Origin of the sequence: Streptomyces sp. NBC_01261, from assembly GCF_036226385.1 — a bacterium.
GTDB lineage: Bacteria > Actinomycetota > Actinomycetes > Streptomycetales > Streptomycetaceae > Streptomyces.
Genome location: NZ_CP108463.1, coordinates 5673791 through 5700266 on the forward strand (window position 1 = coordinate 5673791; position 26476 = coordinate 5700266).

Genomic DNA, 26476 nt, shown 5'->3' on the forward strand with positions numbered 1-26476 from the left:
GGAGGTCCCGGCTTCTCAGTGGGTCCCAACGGGGCATGTTTCACGTGAAACATGCCCCAAGTCGGACTCAATGCTCGAACTAGGAGCGCAGAGTCAGTGCGCGGCTTCGGCGATGTGCTGCGTGCCGATCCGCTTGCGGAACACCCAGTACGTCCAGCTCTGGTAGAGCAGCACGATCGGCGTGGCGATCCCCGCGCACCAGGTCATGATCTTCAGGGTGTACGGGCTCGACGAGGCGTTGGTGACCGTGAGGTTCCAGTCCGGGTTGAGCGAGGACGGCATGACGTTCGGGAAGAGCGACAGGAAGAGCATCGCGACGGCGACCACGATGGTGAGGCCGGAGAACGCGAACGACCAGCCCTCACGCCCGAGTTGGATCGCCCCCAGCGCCGCGACCAGCGCGACGACGGCCACGACCAGCGCGACCAGACTCTTGCCGTCACCACTGTCGACCTGAGTCCAGATGAGGAAGGCCAGCGCCAACAGGGCGGTGACTAGGCCGACTTGGAGGGCCAGCTTCCGCGCCCGCACCCGGATGTCCCCGACGGTCTTGAGTGCCGTGAACACCGCGCCGTGGAAGGTGAAGAGCGTCAGCGTGACCAGGCCGCCGAGGATGGCGTACGGGTTGAGCAGGTCCCAGAAGGTGCCGACGTACTCGAAGTTCTTGTCGATCTTCACGCCGTGCACGATGTTGCCGAAAGCCACGCCCCACAGGAACGCGGGGAGCAGCGAGGTCCAGAAGATCGCCGTCTCCCAGTTGCGCTGCCAGTTCTCCTCGGGCCGCTTCGCGCGGTACTCGAAGGCGACGCCCCGGACGATCAGACAGACCAGGATGATCAGCAGGGCGAGGTAGAAGCCGGAGAAGAGGGTGGCGTACCACTCGGGGAAGGCGGCGAAGGTCGCGCCGCCGGCGGTGAGCAGCCAGACCTCGTTGCCGTCCCAGACCGGGCCGATCGTGTTGATCAGGACCCGCTTCTCGGTGCGGTCGCGGGCGAGCAGCTTGGTGAGGATGCCGACCCCGAAGTCGAAGCCCTCCAGGAAGAAGTAGCCGGTCCACAGGACGGCGATGAGGACGAACCAGACGTCGTGCAGTTCCATGACTGTTGCAGCTCCCTCGGCCTAGTACGAGAAGGCCATCGGCTTGTCGGCGTCCTGGGAGTCGCCGCCGATCTTCGTGGGCGGGTTGAGGTCGGCCTCGGTGAGTTCGGGCGGGCCGGCCTTGACGTACTTCGCGAGCAGCTTGACCTCGATGACGGCGAGGACGGCGTAGAGCGAGGTAAAGACGATCATCGAGGTGAGGACCTCGCCCTGGGAGACGCTGGGGGAGACCGCGTCACGGGTCTGGAAGAGGCCGTAGACGACCCAGGGTTGGCGGCCCATCTCGGTGAAGATCCAGCCCCAGGAGTTGGCGATGAGAGGGAAGCCGAGGGTCCAGATCGACACGAGCCAGTAGAGCTTGGTGAGTTTCGGGCCGAGGGCCTTCTTCTTGAAGAGGACGACGTTCGGCACTTCGTCCTCGGCGACCCGCAGATGCTGGGGCAGCATGAACTTCTTACGGGTCAGCCAGAGTCCGGCCAGGCCGATGGCGAAGGACGCCATGCCGAAGCCGATCATCCAGCGGAACGCCCAGAAGGTGACGGGGATGATGGGCCGGTAGTCACCGGGACCGTACTTGGCCTGCTCGGCCTTGTTGGTGTCGTTGATGCCGGGGACGTACGAGCTGAAGTCGTCGTCGGCGAGGAAGGACAGTATCCCGGGGATCGACAGCTCGACGCTGTTGTGACCCTTGCTGACGTCGCCGTAGGCGAAGATCGAGAACGGCGCGGAGTCCTGGCCGTCCCACAGCGCCTCGGCGGACGCCATCTTCATCGGCTGCTGCTTGAACATGACCTTGCCGAGGGTGTCGCCGCTGACGGCGGTGAGCAGACCGGCGATGGCGACGGTGATCAGGCCCAGCCGCAGCGAGCTCTTCATCACCGCGATGTGCTTCTTGCGGAACAGGTGGAAGGCAGCGATGCCGACCATGAACGCGCCACCGGTCAGGAACGACGCGGAGAGCGTGTGGAAGGCCTGCGCGAGTGCGGTGTTCTGGGTCAGCACGTGCCAGAAGTCGGTGAGTTCGGCACGGCCCTTCGCCTTGTTGATCCGGTAGCCGACGGGGTGCTGCATCCACGAGTTGGCCGCGAGGATGAAGTACGCCGACAGGATCGTGCCGATCGAGACCATCCAGATGCAGGCCAGGTGGATCCGTTTGGGCAGCTTGTCCCAGCCGAAGATCCACAGCCCGATGAAGGTGGACTCGAAGAAGAACGCGATCAGCGCCTCGAAGGCGAGCGGGGCCCCGAAGATGTCACCGACGAACCGCGAGTAGGCGGACCAGTTCATGCCGAACTGGAACTCCTGCACGATGCCCGTGACGACACCCATGGCGATGTTGATCAGGAAGAGCTTGCCCCAGAACTTGGTGGCCCTGAGGTACTTCTCCTTCTCCGTACGCACCCACGCGGTCTGCAGCCCGGCCGTGAGAGCGGCGAGCGAGATCGTCAGGGGGACGAACAGGAAGTGGTAGACGGTGGTGATGCCGAACTGCCATCGCGCCAGTGTCTCCGGCGCCAGAGCCAATTCCACGTCGTCAGTCTCCTTACGTCGCCGTGGTACAGCGGCAGTTTGCCCCTTTTGTCGCACACATCATGGGACGAACCGGGACACGCTTGTGAACGCGTTCACATTCACAAGCTATTATGACGTACGGATTTTCGACAGAGGAAGGGGGGTCCCACTCGGAGGCCCATTACGGAGGGGGGTCCCCTTGAGGCAACCCCCCTGACGTCACTCGTTACGAACCCTCACTTCGGCAGGCGTGACGAACCACACCGCCGGCGAATGCCGGAGCGGCTCCGCGGCGACGGCTAGAGCTCCTTGCGGAACCCCTCCGCCACCTTCAGGAAGATGTCGTTGCCCTCGGTCTCCCCGATCGTGATCCGCACGCCCTCGCCCGCGAACGGCCGCACCACCACGCCCGCCTGGTCGCAGGCCGCCGCGAAGTCGAGCGTGCGCTCCCCCAGCCGTAGCCACACGAAGTTGGCCTGGGTCTCCGGGACCGTCCAGCCCTGGGCGCGCAGCGTGCCGGCCACCCGGGTGCGCTCGCCGACCAACGAGCCGACGCGGCCGAGCAGTTCGTCCTCGGCGCGCAGCGAGGCGACCGCCGCGTCCTGCGCGAGCTGGCTCACGCCGAAGGGCACGGCCGTCTTGCGCAGCGCCGCCGCCACCGGCTCGTGGGCGATCGCGAAACCGACCCGCAGCCCGGCGAGGCCGTAGGCCTTGGAGAAGGTCCGCAGGACGCAGACGTTCGGCCGGTCGCGGTAGAGCTGGACGCCGTCCGGCACATTCATGTCGCGGATGAACTCGCGGTAGGCCTCGTCCAGTACGACCAGCACGTCGCCGGGCACCCGGTCCAGGAAGCGCTCCAGCTCGGCCCGCCGTACGACCGTGCCCGTCGGGTTGTTGGGGTTGCAGACGAAGATCAGCCGGGTGCGCTCGGTGACGGCGTCGGCCATCGCGTCCAGGTCGTGCACGTCGCCCGGGGTCAGCGGCACCTGCACGGCCGTGGCGCCGCTGACCCGCGTGATGATCGGGTACGCCTCGAAGGAGCGCCAGGCGTACATGACCTCGTCGCCGGGCCCGGCGGTCGCCTGGATCAGCTGCTGGGCGACGCCGACCGAGCCGGTGCCGGTGGCCAGGTGGGAGACGGGGACGCCGAACCGTTCCGCCAGCTCGTTCATCAGGCCGGTGCACGCCATGTCGGGGTACCGGTTGAAGTTCAGGGCCGCCGCGGTGACGCTCTCCATCACGCCGGGCAGCGGGGGGTACGGGTTCTCGTTGGAGGACAGCTTGTAGGCCACCGGACCGTCCGCCGAGGCAGGCTTGCCCGGCTTGTAGGTGGGGATACCCTCCAGCTCGGCGCGCAGCTTCGGGCTCGTCTCGCTCACCGCAGTCCTCCTTGTGACCACCACCGGCACCACCGGCTATCAATACTGCTCACCTTATGAGGATTCGCCGCCGGGGCGAACAGGTCCGGCGCGGGTGAGCGGTCACCGGCGTACGGGGAACGCGTCATCGGCGTACGGGTGAGGAACCATCGGCGTCCGTGTGAGCGACCTCGCGGATCCGCGCGAGCAGTCGCCGGGTGTCTGCGTGAACAGTCGCCGGGTGCCCGTCAGGAGTCCGTCCGGATCGCCCCACGTGTCACATCCGCATCAGGGGCAACACCGTACGAAGGCGTACGAACCGGGGGCGCGCTGTACATATATCTATGCGCCGGTAGCTCGCGCCGTGGCGCGCATCCCTCGTGCAGGTGAGTTGAGACCTCTTCGAAACATGGGGGGCTTGGCAGGCCCATGCGCGCCGACAAGTCACGTAATGCCATCGCATCGTTTAACTGACTTTGTTTCTAAGGTAGTTGACGCCTTTTGACCTTGCAGAAACGTGCCTGTCAACGCGTGCATATGCGTCCGCACTACCCCACCGCATGAGCCCTACTATCGGCTCGCCATGACAGCAGCAGGGAAGCACCAGGTGAGCCGCGCGGAAACCTCTCGTCGAGGAAGCCGGCCGGGCCGGGCGGGAATCAGAGACGTGGCCGCCGCGGCCGGAGTCTCCATCACGACCGTCTCCGACGCCCTCAACGGCAAGGGCCGGCTCCCGGACGCCACCCGACGCCATGTCCGCGAAGTCGCCGACCGGCTGGGCTATCGGCCCTCAGCGGCGGCTCGCACACTCCGTACCGGCAAGTCCGGCCTCATCGGCCTGACCGTGACGACGTACGGGGATGAACCTTTCACCTTCACCGAGTTCGCGTACTTCGCCGAGATGGCGCGGGCCGCCACCTCGGCCGCGCTAGCCCGCGGCTACGCCCTCGTGATCCTCCCCGCGACCTCGCGCCACGACGTGTGGTCGAACGTCGCCCTGGACGGCACGGTCGTCATCGACCCGTCCGACCAGGACCCGGTGGTCAGCGAGCTCGTCCGGCAGGGTTTACCGGTCGTCTCCGACGGCCGCCCGGCCGGCTCGCTCCCGGTGACCGCCTGGGTCGACAACGATCACGAGGCCGCGGTCCTGGGCATCCTGGACCACCTGGCCGATGCCGGCGCCCGCCGGATCGGCCTGCTCACGGGCACGAGCACGGACACGTACACGCACCTCTCGACGACGGCATACCTGCGTTGGTGCGAGCGGGTGGGCCAGGATCCGGTGTACGAGTCCTATCCGGCGCACGATCCGTGCGCGGGGGCCGTCGCCGCCGACCGGTTGCTCGCCCGACCCGACCGGCCCGACGCGGTCTACGGCCTGTTCGACCCCAACGGCACGGATCTGCTGGCGGCGGCCCGTCGCTACGGCATGCGGGTGCCGGAGGATCTGCTGCTCGTGTGCTGCAGCGAGTCCACGGTGTACGCGAACACCGAGCCGCCGGTCACCACGCTGTCGCTGAAGCCGCGGCGGATCGGTACGGCGGTGGTGCAGCTCCTCATCGACGCGATCGAGGGGGTCGAGTCCGACCTGCCGATCGAGCAGGTGATACCGACGGAACTGATCGTGCGGACGTCGTCCCAGCGACGCCCGCCGAGGACGACGGTGAGTCCGCCTCGGTCGCCTGAGGGGAAGTAGGGGGGCCGGGGTTACCCCGGGGGCAGGGGCTGTGCTGGCGCCGGTGTCGGTGTCGGTGCTGTTCCGGTGGGTGCGGGATTCGGGGGCCCGGAGTTCCGTCGGGGGCAGGGTGAGGGTGGGGTCGGTGCCGTCCAGGTGGGTGTGGGCTCGGGCCGGGCGACGGTGACGGGGTGAGGGTGTCCTGGGTTGCGTCGGGAGCCGTGGTCGGACGGAAGCGGGGGCCGCCGGGTTCGCTTCGGGCACGGTGACGGGATGACGGGGTACCGGGCGGGCTCGGGGGTTGGTGGCGGTCGGGGCGGTGCCTGGGCTTCCCCAGGGTGGCGTGGTCGAGCAGGCGGAAGCGGGGCCGGGTGCGCTCCGGGGTCCGTGGACGGGCGCGGACGGGGGCTGAGTTGCTCCGGTCGCTGTGGACGAGTGGGCGTAGTAGCGGTGCCCGTAGACGGGCGGAAGCGAGACCGGACTTGCTCCGGGTGCCCGTGAAGTTCGGTGCCCACGCGCCCGTCCAGTTCCGCGTCGGGCGCCCGGCGTCGAGACCCGCCTCGGGCGCCGTCGCAAGCGGAACGGGGTCGGGACTCCCACCCGCCGCCCCGGTCCGGCCGAGGCAGGACCCGGAGTACGCGCACCGGGTGCCCCGAGCGCGGCCGAAGCGGTACCGTCAGGCGCCATGGGGCTGGCCGGAGCGCTACCGGGGGCTCCCCTCGGCCCGCAGCCCGCAGGACCCCCTCAAGTGCCCGCGGCGGGCCGAACGGCGCCGGGACTCCACCCGGCGCCGGGCCGGGGCCGACAGGGCGGGCGGTGAGGCATGCGCCCTCCCGGGCAGGGCTGGCGGCGGGGCCCGTACCGGCGCCGGGCAATCGGTCAGTACCGGGGCGGGACTGACGGTCGTACCGAAGCTGGCAGGGCGGACTGCGGAACCGGCACCTTGGCGGGCAGGGCGCTGTGGGTACCGGCAACGGAACGGGCGCCCGTCAGAGCGCTGGGCGCGCGGTCGACACCGGTGCCTGGACCGACGGTCCGGCGATGAGACCGGCAGCGCGGCGGGCAGTGCGCATACCGACCACCGCCAAAGCACAGGCACCCCAAACCCCGCGCCCCGCGCCCCGCGCCCCGCGCCCCGCACCCGCACCCGCACCCGCACCCGCACCAACCCGATATCGGCACCGAGTCAGGCAACCGGTACCACGGCCAAACAACCGACCACCAACCACGCCGGACAGGCAGCCCCCGCCGCCCCGGATCAGCCGGCCCCCACCAGCCCCACCCAAGCAACCCACACCGCCTGCCCCGAACAAACCCCGCCCCACCAACCCCACACAAGCGCCCCGCAAAGCCCAGTACCCCGCAGAGCCCCTACTCGCCCCACGCACCCGCAGCCGCCGACGAACCGGGAGCGGGTCGTGGCGGTACGGCGCAGCCCGCCGCGTACCCGGCACCAACCCGTTCAACTGCGACAACACCAGAGGGGCGCAACAAGCGACGGGCTCGCCGTACCGCCACGACCCCGACCCCACCCACACACCTGCGGGCGACCCCACCCCGACCCGCCCTCACCCACACACCCGCGGGCGACCCCACCCCGACCCGACGCCCCATCACCCCGCCCAAGCGATCGCCCCCGCCCCCAACCAGCCAGACCCCCACCACCCCCGACCCCCGCACCCCCACGCACCCCACCGCAACGAACAACCACCAACGATTTCCAGCCGCCCAACGGCGCGAACCAACCCCCGCCCACCCCCCGTCAAGCAGAAGGCCACCAGCCGAACCCCTGCCCAATCGGGGCGAAAGCCGCGGTGGGCCGGAGTCCTGGTCCGATTCAGCACCCCTGGGTCATCACATGGCGCGATCCGCATTCCTATGATGGGCCCACGACACCGCGGGCCGCTGCGACCAGGCAGTCCGACGCGGTGCAGCTGCGGCGCGATGGTGGAGGGGTCGATGACTCAGGGGGCCGGTCAGGGACCCGAGACGGAGCGGACGGCGACGTTGCGCGACTTCCGGGTACCCGCGTACGTCCACGAGACCGGTCCGTACGCCGACAGCGCGCAGCCAGGCGAGACCGTACGACCCGACGAGGAGGCCTTTGACGAGGCCTTCGACGAGGTCTATCCGCAGGGCTACACACCCACGCAGCGCGATCTGCCCGTCATCCGTCGGGGTGACACGGTTCAGGTCGCGGTGGACCCGGCGTCGGCGGCCGTCCCGCAGCAGACGGAGGGCCCCGGTCCGCTGTTCGTCGTAGGGGACGTACACGGCTACCTGGACGAACTGGTGGCCGCCCTGCGGGAGAAGGGCCTGATCGACGCGGCCGGCAGCTGGTGCGCGGGCGCCGCGCGGCTCTGGTTCCTCGGCGACTTCACCGATCGCGGACCCGACGGCATCGGCGTCATCGACCTCGTTATGCGACTGTCCGCCGAGGCCGCCGCGGCCGGCGGCTACTGCAAGGCGCTCATGGGCAACCACGAGCTGCTCCTGCTCGGCGCGAAGCGGTTCGGCGACACCCCCGTCAACTCCGGCGCGGGCACCGCCACCTTCCAGGCGGCCTGGCTGCTCAACGGCGGCCAGAAGACCGACATGGACCGCCTCCAGGACGTCCACCTGCAGTGGATGGCCCGCCTGGACGCCATGGAGCAGGTCGACGGCCACCTGCTCGTCCACTCCGACACCACCGCCTACCTCGACTACGGCGACTCGATCGAGGCGGTCAACGACAACGTCCGCGAGACCCTCACGCGCAACGACGCTGACGAGGTCTGGGACGTGTTCCGCAAGCTCACCAAGCGCTTCTCCTTCCGCGACGAGGGCGGCGCCGAGCATGTCCGTTCCCTGCTCGACATGTACGGCGGGACCCGGATCGTCCACGGCCACAGCCCGATTCCCTATCTCCTGGGCGACGTAGGGTCCGAGGACGGCGAGGACAGCGCGGGTCCCGTGGTCGAGGGACCGCACGTCTACGCCGAGGGACTGGCCATCGCGATGGACGGCGGCGTGACCATGGCCGGAAAACTGCTGGTCCAGCAACTGCCCCTGGATATCTGAGCGTTTATCGGGCAGTCGTCCCCTCCGGAGGACCGGCGGACGACAGCGCTGGCCAGGGGCCAATTTCTGGAAACCCCCTGTCACCGTGTGCCGTCGCCGCTCTACCATCGGCTTATCCGTAGCAGGCTCCCCTCCGTTTCTGCCCGACGGCTCGTTGGCATGCGAGCCCCAAGCCCTACGGAGCATCGGGGGATGCACATGAACAGCGTTCCGCAGCACCTGCACAGCGAGGACCGCCAGGAGTACGAGCGGATCCTCGACGAGGCGCTGCGCTCCGCCCCTACCCGCCCGGAACTGGCCGCTGTCGGCAAGCGGCTCAACCCCGAACAGCTGCGCACCATGGCGCTGAACGCCACCGCGCTCATCACGGCGGCCGCGGCGACCGAGTACCAGCACTATGTGAAGGTCCGCGAGGAACTGCGCCGGCCGGCGTCGTCCACCCCCTCGGCCGTCCACGAGACCGACTCCGCGGAGCCGGGCGGCGTGGGCGCGATGGGGCTCGCCACCACCCTGGGGGAGGCGGCCGAGGGTGCGGGCGCCATCGCCGTCGCCGCCGTCCTCACCCCCGTCCTCGCCGGCACGGCCGCGGCGATATTCCTGCTCGTGGGCTACATCCTCAAGATGCTCAGCCCCGAACCGGCGTTCGCCAAGACCATGCTCACCGCCGGCTGGGTGTTCGGCGCCATGACGGCCGCGGCGATCCTCGTCGCCGCCGTCGGCCTGCTGCTCACCGCCCTGCGCAACAGGCCCTCGCTCGACACCGGCCCCTACGGCGAGTCGGGCGGCGAAGTGGCCCGCGCCAGGGATGCCTGGCACGACGCCCTCCTGGAACGCGGCATCCTGCCGTTCCTCCAGGAGGCGCTCGCGGCGCCGAGCACGGCGACACTCCGCCGTACGACACCCCCGGCCCCGAGTCGCATGCCGAACCTCGGCTACGACAGCCCGGGCTTCTCCAGCCCGGACGACGGCCCGGAGCCGGGTCACCGCCCGAGCTTCTCCAGCCCGGACTTCAGCAGCCCGGACTTCGGGGGGCCCGAGCACCAGCCGGACTAGCCCCTCGGCTTGCGCCCCCAGCCAGGGGAGCGCAAGCCGAACGCCCGGTCACCGGGTGACCAGGTCACAGGGGCGGCCGAGTGCTGGGCGCCTCGAACGGCAAGTCCCCCAGGACACCCCGTCGGTAGGCCCTGCCGGGACTCCTCTCAGGACGCCTTCTCGGAGAGATCGATGACCGCGATGCTCTCGGCCTGCGCGACAGCCAGCCGCCGGCCGTCCGGGTGCAGGGCCGCGACGGGCGTCGGGATGTGGGTGATCCCGTAACTCCCCTCCCTGCTCGGCACCTCCACAGCCGGCCACTCCGCCATCGACGCCCCCGTCGTGACATCGATCAGCCGCGGATGCCCGTACAGCGAGACGAGCGTGTCACCCCGTGGGATCAGCGTGCCGATGCAGAAGTCGACCTTGTTGCGATGCACCCACCGCTTCCCGGAGAGCGACCACACGCCCAACTGCCGTTTGCCCAGGTCGTCGGTCTCCGCGCTCTGCTCCTCGTCGGCGAACTCCTCCCCGGTCGCCACCGCCACGCGGTCACCATCGAGCCAGCAGGCCGAGATCACCTCGGAACTGTTGCCCGGGTTGAAGGACGGCACGCCACGGCCGTCGAGCACGGCGGGGTCCCTCAACGCCCGGTCCAGGTCGAAGACTTCGACGATCCCGTACGGATGCCACACCCAGCCCGCCGACAAGAGATGAGTCCCGCCCGGAGACACCGCCAGCCGCGAGTGGAGGACGTCGTTCTGCGTACGGTCGCCGACCGTGAGCCGTTCGCCCGTTTCCGCGTCCTCGATCTCAAGCAGGTCGTACTGGTCCGGGCAGTGCACCAGTACCTCACGGCCGTCCGGCAGCACCCCGAGGGCGACCGGATAGTCGAAGTCCTCGGCGTAGTCGTCATTGCGCTCCAGCTCACGGACCGGCCGGTCGCCCTCCAGCAACAGTGCCCCGGTGCCCCGCTCGTCGTAGACCACGGTGAAGCGGCCGGACGGAGAGCTGACGCTCCGGTCGAAGGAATACCCATGATCGTCCGCGACCTGGCGCTCCACCCCATCGGGCCCCCACCGCCGACCACCCACGACATCGACCAGATCATCGCCGTCCCACGCCAGCGACTGCGCCTCGTCCGTCACCTGCAGAAGAATCACGGTCCCCATCCCCCAGTCTCCCAACCCACAACCCACAACCCAGCATCCCCCGGAGCGGTTCCACTCCACGGACGAATCTACGGGCGGGGGCAAACCCGTAGGCCGTAGGGGGGCCAGGTGCACCCCCCATCCGGAGGACAGTCCCATCCCCTCGCGCCGACAGATCCGGTTGGCTGGTGATCGTCACCGACCAGGAACCGAACACCGGGGGATACGACCATGCAGATGCCGTCGTCGAAGAAGACCGCCGCAACCGTGCTGACAGCAGCGCTCCTCGCCCTGGCCTCACCCCTGGCAGCGACCGCCGCCACCAGCGGACAGAACGCATCGACGCACACCTACAGCGAGGCCACGCTCCAGCACGACCTCGCAGCCGTACGAAAGGCCGGCGGCGGTGACGTGAACGTGCTGGCCAGGGTCGACGGCCCGAACGGCGCCCCGCTCATGGCCCGCATCGGCACCCGCACGGCCGACTCAACGGCCCCGATCCCCTGGAACGCGCACTTCCGCGTGGCCAGTACGACGAAGACCTTCGTGGCGACCGTCGTCCTCCAACTCGTCGCGGAGAAGCGCCTGTCGCTCGACGACACCGTCGAACACTGGCTGCCCGGAGTCGTCGCCGGCAACGGCAACGACGGCAGCCGCGTCACCGTCCGCGACCTCCTCCGCCAGACCAGCGGCCTGTACGACTACATCGACGACCCGGAGATCCAGGACGCGCTGATCAACCACTTCGACGAGAACCGCTACGACACCACCCCCACGGCCGACCTGGTCGCGGTGGCGATGAAGCACCGGCCGGTGTTCGTACCCCGGCCGGGCGGGCCCGCCCGGTGGGCGTACTCCAACACCAACTACCTGCTGGCCGGGATGATCGCCGAGAAGGCCGGCGGCGCGAGCTGGCAGGACCTGGTCGCGCACCGGATCATCGCGAAGCTCGGCCTGCGGAACACCTCCATTCCCGGGCTCAACCCGTTCCTGCCCGACCCCCATGTGAACGCGTATCTGACGATCGCCGACGGCAAGCGTCTCGACGTCACCGAGCACAGCTACCAGCACACCGCGGACTCCGGCGTGGTGAGCACCACCGCCGACCTGAACACCTTCTTCCGCGCCCTGGCCGACGGCCGGTTGCTGCCCGCCGAGCAGTGGCGCGAGATGCGGCAGACGGTCCAGCGCACCGACGACCCGGAGGACGTGGCCGAGATGCCCGAGGGCACCTACGGCCTCGGCCTCCGCAAGATCCCGCTGACCTGCGGCGGTTTCTACTACACGCACGAGGGCGACGGCCCTGGCGTCAACACCCGCCCCGCGGTGAGCGCGGACGGCCGGCGCGCGGTGACGGTCTCCATCACGACCACCACCGCATCCCCGGACCTGACCGCCCTCAACCGCGCGACAGGCACCCTCGTCGACCACGCCTTGTGCGAGAAGCCCGCCAAGAACTGACCGAGAGCCGAGCGGGAGCTGAGCAAGACCCGACCGAGAGCCGGGCCGGTCGCCGTCAGTCGGCGATCGGCAGGTACACCCGGTTGCCCGCCGCGGCGAACTCCTTCGACTTCTGCTCCATCCCGACCTCGATCTCCTCCCGACTCCCGCCGTGCTCACGCCGGATGTCGTGGGAGATCTTCATCGAGGACTTGATCAAACCGGACAAGTCAGCGTCGAGATCGTGGCTTGTGGGACGAGGAGTTCTCCATCTAGTCTCTGCCCCTCATTTCACGCCTCTGGGGGGTACATGCCAACGGCGAAACAGCTGACAAGAACACCGAGCGTCATCATGTTCGGGGCACTGCTGGCAGGATCGTTGTGTGTGAGCGCCTGCGGGACGGATCGGGAGTCGAGTGCCTCTGCCGGGACTCCGCGGGCAAACGCCTCCGTCCCGAAGACCGGGCGTCCCCTGAGCGTGAGCGAACTCAAGACCCTCACCTTCCGGGAGGGAGAGGTGCCCCAGGCGTACGAGGGTGCGATCCCCGTCCTCGACCGTAAGTCAAAGACCAGCCGCTCGACGTTCCCTCCGGTCTCGGACCCGGCATGCGAGCAGGTCTTGGACATCACCAACGCCGAGGGCGCGTCCTCTGTCGTGGATCAGATCTTCAATTGGAAGGACAACGTCCTCCCCGGCGGATCGACCCTCGCCGCATACAAGGGAGCGGAAGCACAAGCCACCTTCAACCGACTCGGCGAGGGACTCACAGCGTGCAGAACTTTCACTGGGACCAGCTATGCCGGCAAGTACCGATCGACGCTGGCAGTCGAGAGTTCACCTCGTGTCGGAGACAAGGCCGTGCGGTACAGACTTGAGTCTCCGATGGACGACGGCCGTGTCCGCCACGATGACCACGTGGTGGTCCAGGTGGGCAGCGCCATCGCATTATTCACCGCGACAGAAATCGACAAACAGGCAGCCTTCCCACCCGATCTGATCGCAAAGCAGGTCAAGCGCCTGCAGAACGCTCAACGGCAGTGAGCAGGAGGCGGTGCTCCGGGTGCGCCACACTGTGGAGCACCGCCCTCTCCCATCGTCAGTCGGCCATCGGCAAGTACACCCGGTTCCCGCTCGCCGCGAACTCCTTCGATTTCTGCAGCATCCCCTCAGCGACCTCCTCAGCCGTCGCCCCCGCAGCCGCCGTACCGCCGAACTGCGCTGTGATGCTTTGGCTAATCTTCATCGAGCAGAACTTCGGCCCGCACATGGAGCAGAAGTGCGCCGTCTTGGCCGGCTCCGCCGGAAGCGTCTCGTCGTGGAACTCCCGTGCCGTGTCCGGGTCGAGGGCCAGGTTGAACTGGTCCTCCCAGCGGAACTCGAAGCGGGCGTCGGACAGCGCGTCGTCCCATTCCTGCGCACCGGGGTGTCCCTTGGCGAGGTCGGCTGCGTGGGCGGCGATCTTGTAGGTGATGACGCCGGTCTTGACGTCGTCACGATTGGGCAGGCCCAAGTGCTCCTTGGGAGTGACATAGCAGAGCATGGCCGTGCCCCACCAGGCGATCATCGCGGCACCGATGCCGGAGGTGATGTGGTCGTACGCGGGCGCGACGTCCGTCGTCAGCGGGCCGAGCGTATAGAACGGAGCTTCATCACAGATCTCCTGCTGAAGGTCGATGTTCTCCTTGATCTTGTGCATCGGGACATGTCCCGGGCCCTCGATCATGGTCTGTACGTTGAAACGCTTCGCGATCGTGTTGAGTTCCCCGAGCGTCCGCAACTCCGCGAACTGCGCCTCGTCGTTGGCGTCCGCGATCGACCCCGGCCGCAGGCCGTCGCCGAGCGAGTACGTGACGTCGTAGGCGGCGAGGATCTCGCACAGCTCCTCGAAGTTCTCGTAGAGGAACGATTCCTTGTGGTGCGCGAGGCACCAGGCCGCCATGATCGAGCCGCCGCGCGAGACGATGCCGGTCTTGCGGTTCGCCGTGAGCGGTACGAACGGCAGCCGCACGCCCGCGTGGACGGTCATGTAGTCCACGCCCTGCTCGGCCTGTTCGACGACCGTGTCCTTGTAGATCTCCCAGGTCAGCTCCTCGGCACGGCCGTCGACCTTTTCGAGCGCCTGGTAGAGCGGCACCGTGCCGATGGGGACGGGGGAGTTGCGCAGCACCCACTCACGCGTGGTGTGGATATTGCGGCCGGTGGACAGGTCCATGACCGTGTCGGCGCCCCAATGGGTCGCCCAGGTCATCTTCTCGACCTCCTCCTCGATGGAGGAAGTGACCGCGGAATTGCCGATGTTGGCGTTGACCTTCACCAGGAACCGCTTGCCGATGATCATCGGCTCGATCTCCGGATGGTTCACATTGGCCGGCAGCACCGCCCGCCCGGCCGCGATCTCCTCCCGGACCACCTCGGGCGAAACCTTCTCCCGTACGGCCACGAACTCCATCTCCGGCGTGATCTCACCCCGTCGCGCGTAGGCGAGTTGCGTGACCGCCGTGCCGTCCCGCCCGCGCCGCGGCTGACGCGGCCGCCCGGGGAACACCGCGTCGAGGTTGCGCAGTCCACCGCGCGGTGATGTGTGCTTGATCCCGTCGTCCTCGGGACGGACGGGACGGCCCGCGTACTCCTCGGTGTCGCCGCGGGCGATGATCCAGTTCTCCCGCAGCGGCGCCAGGCCCCTGCGGACGTCGGTGTCGACGAGCGGATCGGTGTACGGGCCGGAGGTGTCGTACAGCGTCACCGACTGCCCGTTGGTGAGGTGCACCTGACGAACCGGCACCCGAAGATCGGGGCGTGAGCCCGCAACGTACCCCTTGTGCCAGCCGATGGACTGCTCGGCCTCCGTCGGTCCTCCGGCCGCCGTGGGCTGCTCGGTCCGCGCGAACTCCTCGCCCGGAATGGGCTGTTCGTCCTGGCTGAAGGCAGACGTGTGTGCGTCCTTGTTGGTCATGAGACCTACTCCCTACGCCGGCATTACCCGGTAACAGGTTCGGCGGTCGACGCAGCGGCTTCCGTCAGTCGATGTTTCATGTGAAACATCACTCGATTCAGGTGACGTTTCACGTGAAACAGCGCAAAGACGAAGGTCAGCGCCCTCTCAGCCCGGTGCTCCGAGCTCCCGCGTGTGCAAAGGTGACTCCACGCTAGCGTCATAAGTGGCGCGGTGAACAGTGGGCCTCCGGCGTTCTTGCGATGATCGGGCGGTGACCACCACACAGCAGCCCCCGTACCCGCCGACCGGGCCGCCGCATGGCCACGACCACGGGCCCGGCGACGACCACGGCTCGGGTGGGGACGGTGGACACGGCCCGGGTGGCGACGGCGGGCACAGTTCCGGGGCAGGCGGTGGAGGACACGGTCACTCGCACAGCCATGGCCCCGCGGCCCCCGTCTCCCGGCATCTGCGGAAGGTCATCGCGGCGATCCTGATCCCGTTCACAGTGGCGGTCGTGGTCGGCATGGTGGTGCTCTGGCCCGGCGGCGCCCCGTCGCACAAACGCACCGGGGTCGGTTTCGACCGGCAGACACAGCAGGCGACGGTCACCAAGGTCATCAGCGTGAGCTGCGCCTCGGTGAACGCCTCGGGTGGGGGCTCGACCGGCGACACCTCCACCGCCGAGGGCTCCTCTGCGGCACAGGAGGCGGCCGGCACCTGCAAGAAGGCCACGGTCACGGTCTCCACCGGCAAGGACAAGGGCCGTACGTTCACGGAGATCGTGCAGCCCGACCAGTCACGGCAGTTGCATCAGGGCGAGAAGGTCGTGGTCGCGTACGAACCCTCCGCGCCCAGGGACCTGCAGTACTCCGTCACCGATGTGAACCGTAAGTTCCCGATGGCACTGCTCGCCGGTATCTTCGCGCTGGCCGTCGTGGTGGTGGGCCGACTGCGCGGTGTCATGGCGCTGGTCGCACTGGCCATCAGCTTCATGATCCTGAACTTCTTCATCCTGCCCGCGATCCTGCACGGCTCGAACCCGCTGATCGTGGCGGTGGTCGGATCGAGCGCCATCATGCTCATCGCCCTGTACATGTGCCACGGGCTGTCGGCCCGAACATCGGTGGCGGTGCTCGGCACCCTGATGTCGCTGGTGCTGATCGGCGTCCTGGGCTCGGTGTTCATCGGCTGGGCCGCGCTGACCGGCAACACGGACGACAACACGGGCCTGATCCACGGGCTGTACCCGTCGATCGACATGAGCGGTCTGCTGCTCGCCGGCGTCATCATCGGTTCGCTCGGCGTGCTCGACGATGTGACGGTCACCCAGACATCGGCGGTCTGGGAGCTGCACGAGGCCAACCCCGCGATGGGCTGGCGCGGGCTGTACCGCGCCGGCATCCGCATCGGTCGCGACCACATCGCCTCCGTCGTCAACACGCTCGTCCTCGCCTACGCGGGCGCCGCCCTGCCCCTGTTGCTGCTCTTCTCCATCGCACAGAGCAGCGTGGGCGCGGTCGCCAACAGCGAGTTGGTCGCCGAGGAGATCGTGCGCACGCTGGTGGGTTCCATCGGCCTGGTCGCCTCGGTACCGGTCACCACGGCCCTCGCGGCCCTGGTGGTCTCGGCGGACCGACCGGGGCGCGAGGCGGGTGCGGCTGGATCGGGCTCGGCTGCGACAGCCGCGTCGGCCATGGAGACGCCGAGTGCCAAGCCCGCACCGGTGCGCGGCGGGAAGGGCCGGCGCCGCAAGCACTGAGACGTCGCAGGCGCTGATTGATTCACCGCAGGCACTGCGGCGGGCGGCGAGAACCGCCCCAGGGAGCCACGCAGAAGCGTTACTGCGGATCCCCGGACCGGCAGGACTTCAACCTCGACCGGGACCTTCAGAACTCCACAGGGCCCTTCAAGGCTCCCGGCGCTGTCAGTGGCTTCACGGCCCGTGCGGCTTCAGAGCCCGTGGCGAAGCGTTACGCCAACTCCCGACCCCGCCGCCGGCAGAACATCTCACCCCGCGCTCTGCTCCTCCGCCAGGATGCGGTCGAGCGCCTCGTCGAGGTGGGTGTCGAAGTCCGCGAGGGCACCCTCCTGACCGAGCGGAACCAGCCGGTCGGTGCGGTCGAGGAACGCCACGAGCGGCGCCGCGCCGGTGCGGAACAGCGCCTGGTCGCTGCCCACCTGAAGCCGGATCAGCACCTCGCCCAGCGTCTCGGGGTCGACGGGCTCGATCCGCACGTCGCCCTCCCCGCACGCCATGCCCACCCCGTCGATCAGCAGCTCCCGGCCGAAGGTCCAGGTCACCGGTGCGTCCCCCGGCAAATGGAAGGTCAGCCGCACGGCGTACGGATCGCACGTCTCGTAGCCCAGCTCGACCGGGATACGGAAGGAGAGCTCCTCGGAAACGAGGAAGCTCATCATGACCTCTGCCTGTACGGACTCGCGCATCGCCTATCCCGTCAACTGCCGTCGCTTGGCTGGGAATGATCCCCGTGACACTGAAGGAATATTGCTTAACGTACACGTTAGATCACAAGGAGTAAGTTTTCAGATACTGATAGAGAGCGCGAGCGACCCCAGAAGCCTGCCGACCTCGGTCTGCAACTGCCGTGCCGCGCCCGGCAGTCGGTCGGCCTGATGCGCGGGCAGGGACAGGGCCATCGTGGCGGCCGTTGCGCCGAGCGTGATCGGAATCGCCGCGCACACCGTCCCCAGCGCGTACTCCTGACGCTCCACCACCAGCTCCGTCCGCCGCATCCGGTCCAGGCGCCGCACCAGGGCATGACCGTCGCGCACGGTGTACGGGGTGAGGGACCGCACAGGGTAGCGGTCGAGGTGGTCGCGGCGGACGTCCTCGTCCAACTGGGCCAGCAGACACTGCCCGATCGCGTGCGCGTGCCCCGTCTCACGGAAGTCCGCCCACTCCTCGACCGCCGGACTGCCGGAGGTGTCGGAGACACACAGGACCTCGATCTCGCCGTCGCGGTACATCGCGTAGTAGACCGGTGCGCCGATCAAATCCCGCCACTGCGCCAACGCGTCGACGATCGTGCTGCGACGTTTCTCCTGCGCCCCGCTGCTGCTCAGCCGCTCGGCCGCCTCCCCGAGGAAGAACAGCCCCTTGTCTCGCCGGAGATATCCCTCGTGCACGAGGGTGCGCAGCAGGTGGTACGCCGTGGGAAGGGCGAGGCCGGTCTCGCGGGCCAACTGCTTGGCGGGGGCGCCGTGTTCGTGCCCGGCGACGGACTCCAGCAGGCGCATCGCCCGCTGGACGGAGCCGATGAGGGTGGCGGCGGACTGCTGCGGGCCGTCGGCCGTCGCGGAGCGCCGCCGGTCAGAGGCTGCGGCGAAGGGCTGCTGGTCGGTGGCCCTCGCGGAACGCTGCCGCGGCGGAGTCGGCACCGGGCGCTGCTGTACCACCGGCCTTGGCTGTGACACCGGGCGCAACGGTGGCACCGGCCCCGACCGTTCCACCGAACCCGGCTGAGCCACCGCACCGGACCGTTCCACCGGACCTGGCTGCGCCACCGGCCGCAGTTGTGCGGGGACCGCCACCGAACGCGGCCATGTGGGCGCGACGGGCAGGGTGGGGCGTGCATGTGGTTCTACGGGTGCGGTGTCAACCGTGGCCAAGGGTCACTCCCGGAGCGCGAGGGGGCAGCCCGTGCGGGGAACACGGGGAGGGGGTGCGCCGCCCGCGGGGTTCGTCCCCGCGTCGAATTCCGGACTTTAACCGCCCGTCACCGCCCGCAGACGGCCTGTCCGGGAAACTTCCCCCACCCGAGGGAACCGGTGATTCCTGTTACCGATCACCGGTCGCCCCCGCGGGACATCACCAGTCGCTGCGTGAGGAGGAACTCGACGTGAACTTCCGCACGACGTAGACCAGTCCGCCCACCAGGGCCACGAAGACCAGTGCCTTGAAGAGCAGTCCGATGACAAAGCCCACGACGGTCGCTATCAGCCCGCCGAACACGACCAGGGCGATGACCGGCACCGCGACCCACTTCACCCACCACGGCAGTCCCGCGAAGATCTCTCGCATTGTCCTCGTCCTGTACCTCTCCGCCCGTCGCTCGCACCGGGTCCGGTCTGTGTCCGGTACTCCCGTACCGGATCTCTGATGTCCTGCTCTCGATGCTAGGGCGGGCGAAGACGAAACGGGGGCCTCGCATCCCTTGTCCTCCCCTGACCGTTCCCCTAGGGAACCCTGAGACGCGGGTCAGGCTTCGGGTGGAGAGTCAGGCCTCCGGGGGCGAGAACACCACCAGCACCCGCAGGTCCTCGCTGATGTGGTGGAACTTGTGGGCCACCCCGGCCGGCACATACACGACGCTGCCGCGCGCCACCTGGGTGGTCTCCATGCCGACGGTGATCGCGGCCCGGCCGCTCACCACGAAATACACCTCGTCCTGGTTGTGCGGCTGCTGCCGGTCGTGCTCACCGGAGTCGAGCGCGTACAGGCCGACCGACATGTTCTTCTCGCGCAGGAACTGCAGGTACGCACCGTCGTTGGCGGCGCGCTCCGCCTCCAGTTCATCCAACCGGAATGCCTTCATCGCCCTCGTCCACGCTCGGAGTCGATCTCTTCTGTCACGATCAGACACATGAAGAATTTTCTAGTCAAGACGATCGCCAACGCGGGTGCCCTGGCGGTCGCCGTATGGCTGCTCGACAAGATCACCCTGACCGGTGACAGCACCTTCAAGAAGGTCTGGACGCTGCTCCTCGTCGCCCTGGTCTTCGGCCTGGTGAACTTCCTGGTCAAGCCGATCGTCAAGCTGCTGACCTTCCCACTGTTCATCCTGACCCTCGGCCTGATCACCCTGGTGGTCAACGCGCTGATGCTGATGCTCACTTCATGGCTGGCCGACAAGCTCGACCTGAGTTTCCATGTCGACGGCTTCTGGACCGCCGTCCTGGGCGGCCTCATCATCTCGGTCGTCTCCTGGGCGCTCAACGTCGTCCTGCCCGAAGGGGACTGAGCGCGCGATGACGTACCGCGTCAGCTTCGTCTGCACCGGCAACATCTGCCGTTCGCCGATGGCCGAATCGGTCTTCCGCGCGCGGGTGGCGGAGGCCGGGCTCGACGGCCTGGTCGAGGTCGACAGCGCGGGCACGGACGGCTGGCACGAGGGCGACGGCGCCGACCCGCGCGCCGTCGCCGTCCTGGAGGAGCACGGCTACGGCACCGACCACGTAGCCCGCCGCTTCCAGGCCTCCTGGTTCGCCCGCCTGGACCTCGTCATCGCCCTCGACTCCGGCCACCGCAAGACCCTGCGCCGCCTCGCCCCCACCGAGCAGGACGCCCAGAAGGTCCACCTGCTCCGCTCCTACGATCCCGACGCCGCCGACGACCTCGACGTACCGGACCCGTACTACGGGGGCCTGGACGGCTTCGAGGAGTGTCTTGAGATGGTGGAGGCGGCGAGCGACGGTCTGCTCGCCGTGGTGCGGAACGAAGTGGAGGGACGAGCGGTATGAGTGATTCCGCTGCAGACAAGGGCATAGGAGACGGCACGCGGGCGGTGCGGGCCGGTCTGCCCGAGCCGGTCAAGTACGAACCGACGCTCCCCGGGCCGGTGTTCGCCGCGCACTTCCATCTCCCGGGCGAGGCGACGGGCCCGTACAAGTACGGCCGCGACGAGAACCCCACCTGGACCCACCTGGAGCACGCGATCGGCGAGCTGGAGGCGCCCGGGCAGGACGGCGTCGAGACGCTCGTGTTCGCCTCCGGCATGGCCGCCATCTCGTCGGTGCTCTTCTCGCAGCTGCGTGCGGGCGACGCGGTCGTCCTGCCCGACGACGGCTATCAGGTACTGCCCCTGGTGCGCGAGCAGTTGGAGGCGTACGGCATCGAGGTGCGCACCGCGCCGACCGGCGGGGACGCCCAGCTCGACCTCCTCGACGGCGCCAAGCTGCTGTGGCTGGAGACGCCGTCGAACCCCGGGCTCGACGTGTGCGACGTACGACGGCTCGCGAAGGCGGCACAGGCGCGTGGCGCCCTCGTGGCCGTCGACAACACCCTCGCCTCGCCCCTGGGGCAGCGCCCGCTGGAGCTCGGCGCCGACTTCGCCGTGGCGAGCGGTACGAAGCAGCTCACCGGGCACGGGGACGTCCTCCTCGGTTACGTCGCCGGGACCGACGCCGCTGCGATGGCCGCCGTACGGCGCTGGCGCAAGGTCGTCGGCGCGATCCCCGGGCCCATGGAGGCCTGGCTCGCGCACCGCTCGATCGCCACGCTCCAGTTGCGCGTCGACCGACAGAACGCCACCGCGCTGGTCCTCGCCCAGGCCCTGCGCGAACGGGCCGACGTGACGGGGCTGCGCTATCCGGGGCTGCCCGACGACCCTTCGTACAAGATCGCCTCGCAGCAGATGAGGCGCTACGGGTGTGTGGTTTCGTTCACGCTGCCCACGCGCGCGCGTGCCGAGCGTTTCCTCGACGCGCTGCGGCTCGTGGACGACGCGACGAGCTTCGGCGGGGTGCGGTCCACCGCGGAACGGCGGGGCCGCTGGGGCGGGGACGCGGTACCGGAGGGCTTCGTTCGCCTTTCGGTCGGCGCCGAGGACCCCGAGGACCTGGTGGCCGATGTGCTGCGTGCGCTGGACGAGTCGGCGCGGTGACCGCTCTACGTACCGTCGGCCGGTGTCCGGCTACGCACGGCGGACGGTCCGAGCCTCCCCCCTCGTGGCTCGGACCGTCCTCGGTTCTCCGCGCGAAGAACCGCGCGCACAAGGCTAGTTGACTCTGTGTCAGTGTCCAATCACAGTAGCGACAGAGGCCTATCGACTTATTTATAGTTGGGCCCTGCCCAGGGCCGGAGGAAGGGTGGGGAAAGGAGAGTGCGTGCCATGGATCTGGCCTTGCTGCGCACCTTCGTGACCGTGCACCGGGCCGGCTCCTTCACCCGCGCCGCGGCTCTGCTCGGCCTCTCCCAGCCGGCGGTGACGTCCCAGATCCGCACCCTGGAACGGCAGTTGGGCCGCCCCCTGTTCCTGCGCCAGGCCCGTGGAGTCACCCCCACGACCATGGGCGACGAACTCGCGCACAAGGCCGCGCCCCATCTCGACGCCCTCGTGGAGATAGCCGAGACCGGGCCCGACAACGACGCCTCGCTGCGCACCCTGCATCTCGCCGGTCCCCCCGAGTTCACCGCCGAACGGGCGCTGCCCGCGCTCACAGAGCTGACCGGCGACGACGGCCAGGGCTTCGCGCTGCGCGCGTCCTTCGGGAACGCCGAGGAGACCCTGGAGGGACTGGCCGCCGGACATCATGATCTGGCCATCAGCACGGCCCGTCCGCGAGGTGCTCTGCTCACCGCGACAACCCTCTGCGACGAGGAGCACGTCCTGGTCGCCGCCCCGCACCGGGCCGATCAGATCTGCTCCGCGAAACTCGGCCCCAAGGACCCGCCCGTCCCTGACGACCTCCCCGTGATCGAGGTCCACGAGTCGCTGCCGTTCGTCTCCCGGTACTGGGCCTCCGTCTTCGACTCCCGCCCGGCCGCCCCGGGCACCGTGATCGTGCCGGACCTCCGCGCGGTCCTCGCCTGCGCGATCGCGGGCGCCGGGCTCGCGGTACTGCCCCGCTATCTGTGCGCCCTGGCGCTGAAACGCGGCGAGGTCGTCCCGCTTTACGAACCCGCGGTTCCGCCGCTGCGGACGTATTTCCTGGTGGTCCGCACCGGCACTCTCGCGATGCCGCACGTCGCCCGCGCCCACGAGTGGCTCCATCGTGCCGCCGCTCACTGGGGCTGACCAGGCACTTTGTCGCGGTTCCGCGGCGAACCCGCTGGTTCCACGTGAAACATCACGCTCCGAACCGTCAAGGTGACGTCTTGCGATGTTTCACGTGGAACCAGCCGGGCCACATTTCTCCCATGACCGTCCGACCCGTGGTCAAGCGCACCGCACGTGCCGTTCTCCTCGACGGCGACGCCCTGATCCTGATCAAGCGCACCAAGCCAGGTGTCGATCCCTACTGGGTCACGCCCGGTGGCGGGGTCGAACCCGAGGACACCACCGTCGTCGACGCCCTGCATCGGGAGGTGTACGAGGAGCTCGGCGCCAAGATCACCGACGTGGTGCCCTGCTTCGTGGACACCGTCGAGCACATCGGCGCGGACGCGGCCTCGACCGGCGTGAAGGTGCAGCACTTCTTCGTCTGCCACCTGGAGTCCATGGACCCGGCGCTGCGCCACGGCCCCGAAGTGGACGAGCCCCTCGGCGAGTACGAGATCGTCAGAGTGCCGTTCAACCGCGTCGGCATCGCGTCCGTCCACCTCGTGCCCCTGTCCCTGCGGCACTACCTGGACGGCAACATCGAAGGAGTCCTCGCGATGCACGCTCCCGACCTGGGCTGACACCTCCGGCACCGGGTCAGTCCCCGGCGGCCACCAGTTCCTCTACCGAGTCGTGCCGTATGCGCTCCGTCGGGATGCCGGCGTCCCGCAGGGCGTGGACACCGCTGCGGATCATTCCGGGCGGGCCCGAGACGTAGGCGTCGTACTCGTTCCACGGACCGTACGTGCGTATGGCGTCCGGGAGTTGGAGGTTTCCCTGCCGGTCGACGATCGGCCGGACCGTGAGCCACGGATGCGACTGCTGGAGCCGGAGCATCGTGTCGATGTCATAGAGGTCGTGGTCGGTGCGGGCGCCGTAGAACACCTCCACCGGTCGCCGCTCGCCGCGTTCGGCGACGTCCTCGACCAGTGCCTTGATCGGCGCTATGCCGGTGCCGCCGCCGACGCAGAGCAGTCCGCTGTCGGTGGTGTGGTCCACGGTCATCGAGCCGGTCGGCGGGCCGAGGCGGATGACGTCGCCGGGTCGGGCACGGTGCACCAGCGCGTTCGAGACCCAGCCCGCCGGGACGGCTTTCACATGGAAGGTCAGCAGCCCGTCCGAGCGGGGCGCCGAGGCGAAGGAGTAGTGCCGCCAGATCCGCGGCCACCAGGGTGTCTCCAGGCTCGTGTACTGCCCGGCGAGGAAGGGATAGGGCTGGTCCGGGCGGAGGGTGACGACGGCGATGTCCCGGGTCCTGAGGTCATGGGTGACGACCTCCGCGTGCCACCAGGCCGGGGCCCGCAGTTCGTCCGCGGCGGCCGCGTCGATCATGACCTGCGAGATCGTCGTGTACGCCCGTACCCAGGCCGCCTCCGTCTCGGCGTCCCAGACGGCCGAGGCGTACTTGTTCAGCGCACCGATGAGGCACTCACCGACGGCCGGGTAGTGCTCGGGCCGGGTGCCGTACTTGCGGTGCCCGCGGCCGAGGTTCTGCAGATACGCGACGAGGACCTCGGTGTTGTCGATGTGCTCGGCGGCGGTCAGCAGCGCCTTGAGCAACCGGTCCCGTTGGGTGTCCATCGCCGCCGGGAACAGCGACCGCAGATCGGGGTGGCGCACGAAGAGCAGCGCGTAGAAGTACGAGGTGACCTTGTTGGCCACGGGGCCGACTTCGGCCATCGTCCGGCGGATGAGTACGGCGTCCGGCGAGGCCTTCTCGGTGGCGGGGCCGGACGAACGCTGGGCGGGCACGCGTACCGGGGCGGGTGCCGAGGCAGCGGCGGCCCGGGCAGGCTCGGCGGCGGCTTGAGCGGGTGCGGCGGGCTGTGGTGCGGGAGGCGGGGGTGCTGCCAACACGGGGGCGGGAGCCATGGGCTGGGCGGGAGTTGAGAACTGGGCAGGGGACGAGGACTGCGGGGCGGTCACGGCCGCCGGTATTCGCTGCTGTGCGGGCGCCACGTCCCGCTGAGCGGCGTGGCCGTCCGCATGGGACGCGGCACCCTCACCCCTCGGAGCCAGCGGGGCGGGTGGCACCGCTGAGGCCGGTGGCGGGGCCGCTGAAGTCGGCGGAGCCGATGGAGCCATTGGGGCCGGCGGAGTCGTTGGGGCCGAACTCGCCGTGGGCGGAAGGTCTTTGCTCCCCGCCGCCGCACCCCTGCGGACCGGACGCAGCACGGCCGGACGCCGTCCCGCCGTCGTCCGACGCTCTTCGCCCGGAGGCACCTCCGGCTGCTTGCGCGGAGTGAACCAGCCGCCTCCGCCCGACGGGCCGTTGTCGGCCGACGGGGTGGTCGGAGCGTCCATGGTGTGCCTCGCCTCGAACATCTTTCGGTCGGTCTGCGCGCTTCCTCAGCCGGAAGCTGCCTGCTTCCGCGCGGACGGCTTACTTCTCCCCGTTCGGTCAAGCTGCCGATACAGCCATATCCAACCCACATTCCCACTGCGTACGGACAAGTATGGCGAGAGTGTGACATTGCCCGCAGTACTCTCACGCGGAGCCCAGCGCCGGACTGGAACCGGAGTCGACCCTACCGGGCCGTGCTCCGCGCACAAATGTCGCCTCGTTCCCCCGCGAACAGAGGGACGAGCGAACCATCGATTCCCTCAACTACCGGGCGCCGCGCACCAATTCGTAGGCATCCCACAGATCCCGCCCCTCATAGGAGTGGGTCGCAAGGCCCGACAGATGCTGATCCGCGTTGACCGCGACGGAGAGGGGCACGACACCGAACAGGTCCTTGTCCGACATCGAGTCGCCGTACGCGACGCAGTCCGCCCGCGTCACCCCGAATTCCTCACACAGTCGATCCGCGATCACCACCTTGGCAGCGGAGTTGAGGACTCCGGCCAGGTCCATGGACGGCGCGGTGAACGGCACGGCGGGAAACAGCGATCCGTGTGCCGCGTGGGCACCCCAGCCCGTGAGCCGTTCCACAAAGAAGGAAGGCGAGAGCGATACGACGGCGCAGTATTCGCCGGCGCTCCTGATCTCGGCCCAGACCTCACGGATCCGCGCCAGCCAAGGGGCCTCTTCGAAGGCTGCCGCCACATGCGCCTCGGTGAGATCCGCCCACAGCGTGTATACCCGGGTCGCATACTCCGGCGGTCCGATCAGCCCGGTCGAGATCGCCTGCTCAAGTTCCACCGTCTCGGATTCCAGGCCGAGTTGACGGGAGATCTCCAGGGGCGCGCTGGTTCCGTGCAGCAAAGTGCCGTCGAGGTCGAAGAGATGAAGTCTCGCCATGAACCACGAGGTTAGTGGGCGGAACTGTGACACCTTCCGCGAGGCTGCCGGATGCTGGCCGTTCGCCGGTGTTTCACGTGAAACATCCGGCTTCAGTGGGTGCGTTGTGCCGCTGATCACGACATGGCCAAAAGCACGTACGTCTCATCGGAAACAGGTGGACGCCGACAACGCACGTCAGACAGC

The 26476-nt window shown here is 68.9% G+C and carries 22 protein-coding genes and 1 pseudogene; 11 read left to right on the forward strand and 12 right to left on the reverse strand.

What is annotated here, in order from left to right:
- Positions 1-93: 93 nt before the first annotated feature.
- From cydB to hisC, 3 genes are all read right to left on the reverse strand, one after another.
- Entirely contained in the window at positions 94-1098 is a 1005-nt protein-coding gene (gene cydB, locus OG226_RS25005; RefSeq protein WP_329350087.1) for a cytochrome d ubiquinol oxidase subunit II, read from the reverse strand.
- A 21-nt stretch (positions 1099-1119) separates the two neighbouring features.
- On the reverse strand, positions 1120-2628 hold the full coding sequence (locus OG226_RS25010) for a cytochrome ubiquinol oxidase subunit I (RefSeq protein WP_328681561.1): 1509 nt from the start codon (positions 2626-2628) through the stop codon (positions 1120-1122).
- A 281-nt stretch (positions 2629-2909) separates the two neighbouring features.
- On the reverse strand, positions 2910-3989 hold the full coding sequence (hisC, locus tag OG226_RS25015) for a histidinol-phosphate transaminase (RefSeq protein ID WP_328681559.1): 1080 nt from the start codon (positions 3987-3989) through the stop codon (positions 2910-2912).
- A gap of 562 nt (positions 3990-4551) precedes the next feature.
- On the opposite strand from hisC, the gene OG226_RS25020 reads away from it, so the two are divergent.
- The 3 genes from OG226_RS25020 (at position 4552) to OG226_RS25030 (ending at position 9756) form a co-directional block, all read left to right on the forward strand.
- Positions 4552-5664: a LacI family DNA-binding transcriptional regulator gene (locus OG226_RS25020; protein WP_078622773.1), complete on the forward strand. Its 1113-nt coding sequence runs from the start codon at positions 4552-4554 to the stop codon at positions 5662-5664.
- A gap of 1923 nt (positions 5665-7587) precedes the next feature.
- Complete coding sequence (locus tag OG226_RS25025; protein WP_328681556.1) at positions 7588-8703, forward strand: metallophosphoesterase; 1116 nt, start codon at positions 7588-7590, stop codon at positions 8701-8703.
- A gap of 192 nt (positions 8704-8895) precedes the next feature.
- Positions 8896-9756, forward strand: coding sequence for a hypothetical protein (locus tag OG226_RS25030; RefSeq protein WP_328681553.1), 861 nt, complete (start codon positions 8896-8898; stop codon positions 9754-9756).
- A gap of 146 nt (positions 9757-9902) precedes the next feature.
- On the opposite strand, the gene OG226_RS25035 is transcribed toward OG226_RS25030, so the two are convergent.
- Positions 9903-10907, reverse strand: a complete 1005-nt coding sequence (locus OG226_RS25035) for a hypothetical protein (RefSeq protein WP_328681551.1) — start codon at positions 10905-10907, stop codon at positions 9903-9905.
- Between the two features lie 210 nt (positions 10908-11117).
- Here OG226_RS25035 and OG226_RS25040 point away from each other — a divergent pair, with 210 nt between their 5' ends.
- Positions 11118-12347, forward strand: a complete 1230-nt coding sequence (locus OG226_RS25040) for a serine hydrolase domain-containing protein (RefSeq protein WP_329350088.1) — start codon at positions 11118-11120, stop codon at positions 12345-12347.
- 55 nt (positions 12348-12402) lie between these two features.
- Here the strand turns inward: OG226_RS25040 and OG226_RS51610 are convergent.
- Positions 12403-12606, reverse strand: a pseudogene (locus OG226_RS51610) (phosphomethylpyrimidine synthase ThiC); the annotation flags it as partial.
- Positions 12607-12804: 198 nt separating this feature from the next.
- Between OG226_RS51610 and OG226_RS25050 the strand changes: the two are divergent.
- The gene (locus OG226_RS25050) at positions 12805-13368 is read left to right on the forward strand and encodes a hypothetical protein (protein ID WP_329350089.1); all 564 of its coding nucleotides are present in this window, start codon (positions 12805-12807) and stop codon (positions 13366-13368) included.
- 55 nt (positions 13369-13423) lie between these two features.
- Here OG226_RS25050 and thiC read toward each other — a convergent pair whose 3' ends face one another.
- The gene (gene thiC, locus OG226_RS25055) at positions 13424-15280 is read right to left on the reverse strand and encodes a phosphomethylpyrimidine synthase ThiC (RefSeq protein ID WP_329350090.1); all 1857 of its coding nucleotides are present in this window, start codon (positions 15278-15280) and stop codon (positions 13424-13426) included.
- A 253-nt stretch (positions 15281-15533) separates the two neighbouring features.
- Between thiC and OG226_RS25060 the strand changes: the two genes are divergently transcribed.
- Entirely contained in the window at positions 15534-17024 is a 1491-nt protein-coding gene (locus tag OG226_RS25060) for a YibE/F family protein (protein ID WP_329350091.1), read from the forward strand.
- Positions 17025-17272: 248 nt separating this feature from the next.
- On the opposite strand, the gene OG226_RS25065 is transcribed toward OG226_RS25060, so the two are convergent.
- From OG226_RS25065 to OG226_RS25080, 4 genes are all read right to left on the reverse strand, one after another.
- Positions 17273-17710 (reverse strand): SsgA family sporulation/cell division regulator, encoded by a 438-nt coding sequence (locus OG226_RS25065; RefSeq protein ID WP_328681540.1) that lies wholly within the window; start codon positions 17708-17710, stop codon positions 17273-17275.
- Positions 17711-17809: 99 nt separating this feature from the next.
- Positions 17810-18664, reverse strand: coding sequence for an IclR family transcriptional regulator (locus OG226_RS25070; protein ID WP_329350092.1), 855 nt, complete (start codon positions 18662-18664; stop codon positions 17810-17812).
- 430 nt (positions 18665-19094) lie between these two features.
- On the reverse strand, positions 19095-19307 hold the full coding sequence (locus tag OG226_RS25075; protein ID WP_328681535.1) for a DUF5326 family protein: 213 nt from the start codon (positions 19305-19307) through the stop codon (positions 19095-19097).
- Between the two features lie 196 nt (positions 19308-19503).
- On the reverse strand, positions 19504-19821 hold the full coding sequence (locus OG226_RS25080) for a cupin domain-containing protein (protein WP_262060822.1): 318 nt from the start codon (positions 19819-19821) through the stop codon (positions 19504-19506).
- Between the two features lie 48 nt (positions 19822-19869).
- On the opposite strand from OG226_RS25080, the gene OG226_RS25085 reads away from it, so the two are divergent.
- The 5 genes from OG226_RS25085 to OG226_RS25105 all read left to right on the forward strand — a co-directional run bounded on the left by OG226_RS25085 (position 19870) and on the right by OG226_RS25105 (position 23627).
- Positions 19870-20247 carry a phage holin family protein gene (locus tag OG226_RS25085; protein ID WP_329350093.1) on the forward strand — a complete coding sequence of 126 codons (378 nt, stop codon included), beginning with the start codon at positions 19870-19872 and terminating at the stop codon, positions 20245-20247.
- A gap of 7 nt (positions 20248-20254) precedes the next feature.
- The gene (locus OG226_RS25090) at positions 20255-20746 is read left to right on the forward strand and encodes a low molecular weight protein-tyrosine-phosphatase (protein ID WP_328681530.1); all 492 of its coding nucleotides are present in this window, start codon (positions 20255-20257) and stop codon (positions 20744-20746) included.
- The gene (locus OG226_RS25095) at positions 20743-21888 is read left to right on the forward strand and encodes a cystathionine gamma-lyase (RefSeq protein WP_329350094.1); all 1146 of its coding nucleotides are present in this window, start codon (positions 20743-20745) and stop codon (positions 21886-21888) included. The genes OG226_RS25090 and OG226_RS25095 overlap by 4 nt, the downstream gene beginning before the upstream one ends.
- A 228-nt stretch (positions 21889-22116) precedes the next feature.
- Entirely contained in the window at positions 22117-23022 is a 906-nt protein-coding gene (locus tag OG226_RS25100; RefSeq protein ID WP_329350095.1) for a LysR family transcriptional regulator, read from the forward strand.
- Positions 23023-23144: 122 nt separating this feature from the next.
- A complete protein-coding gene (locus tag OG226_RS25105) occupies positions 23145-23627 on the forward strand; it encodes an NUDIX hydrolase (protein WP_327402822.1) in 483 nt (160 codons plus the stop codon).
- 16 nt (positions 23628-23643) lie between these two features.
- Here the strand turns inward: OG226_RS25105 and OG226_RS25110 are convergent, their stop codons facing one another.
- Together OG226_RS25110 and OG226_RS25115 are read right to left on the reverse strand one after the other, a co-directional pair.
- Positions 23644-25350 (reverse strand): globin domain-containing protein, encoded by a 1707-nt coding sequence (locus OG226_RS25110; RefSeq protein WP_328681523.1) that lies wholly within the window; start codon positions 25348-25350, stop codon positions 23644-23646.
- A 304-nt stretch (positions 25351-25654) separates the two neighbouring features.
- On the reverse strand, positions 25655-26290 hold the full coding sequence (locus OG226_RS25115; RefSeq protein ID WP_329353501.1) for an HAD family hydrolase: 636 nt from the start codon (positions 26288-26290) through the stop codon (positions 25655-25657).
- Positions 26291-26476: the final 186 nt, after the last annotated feature.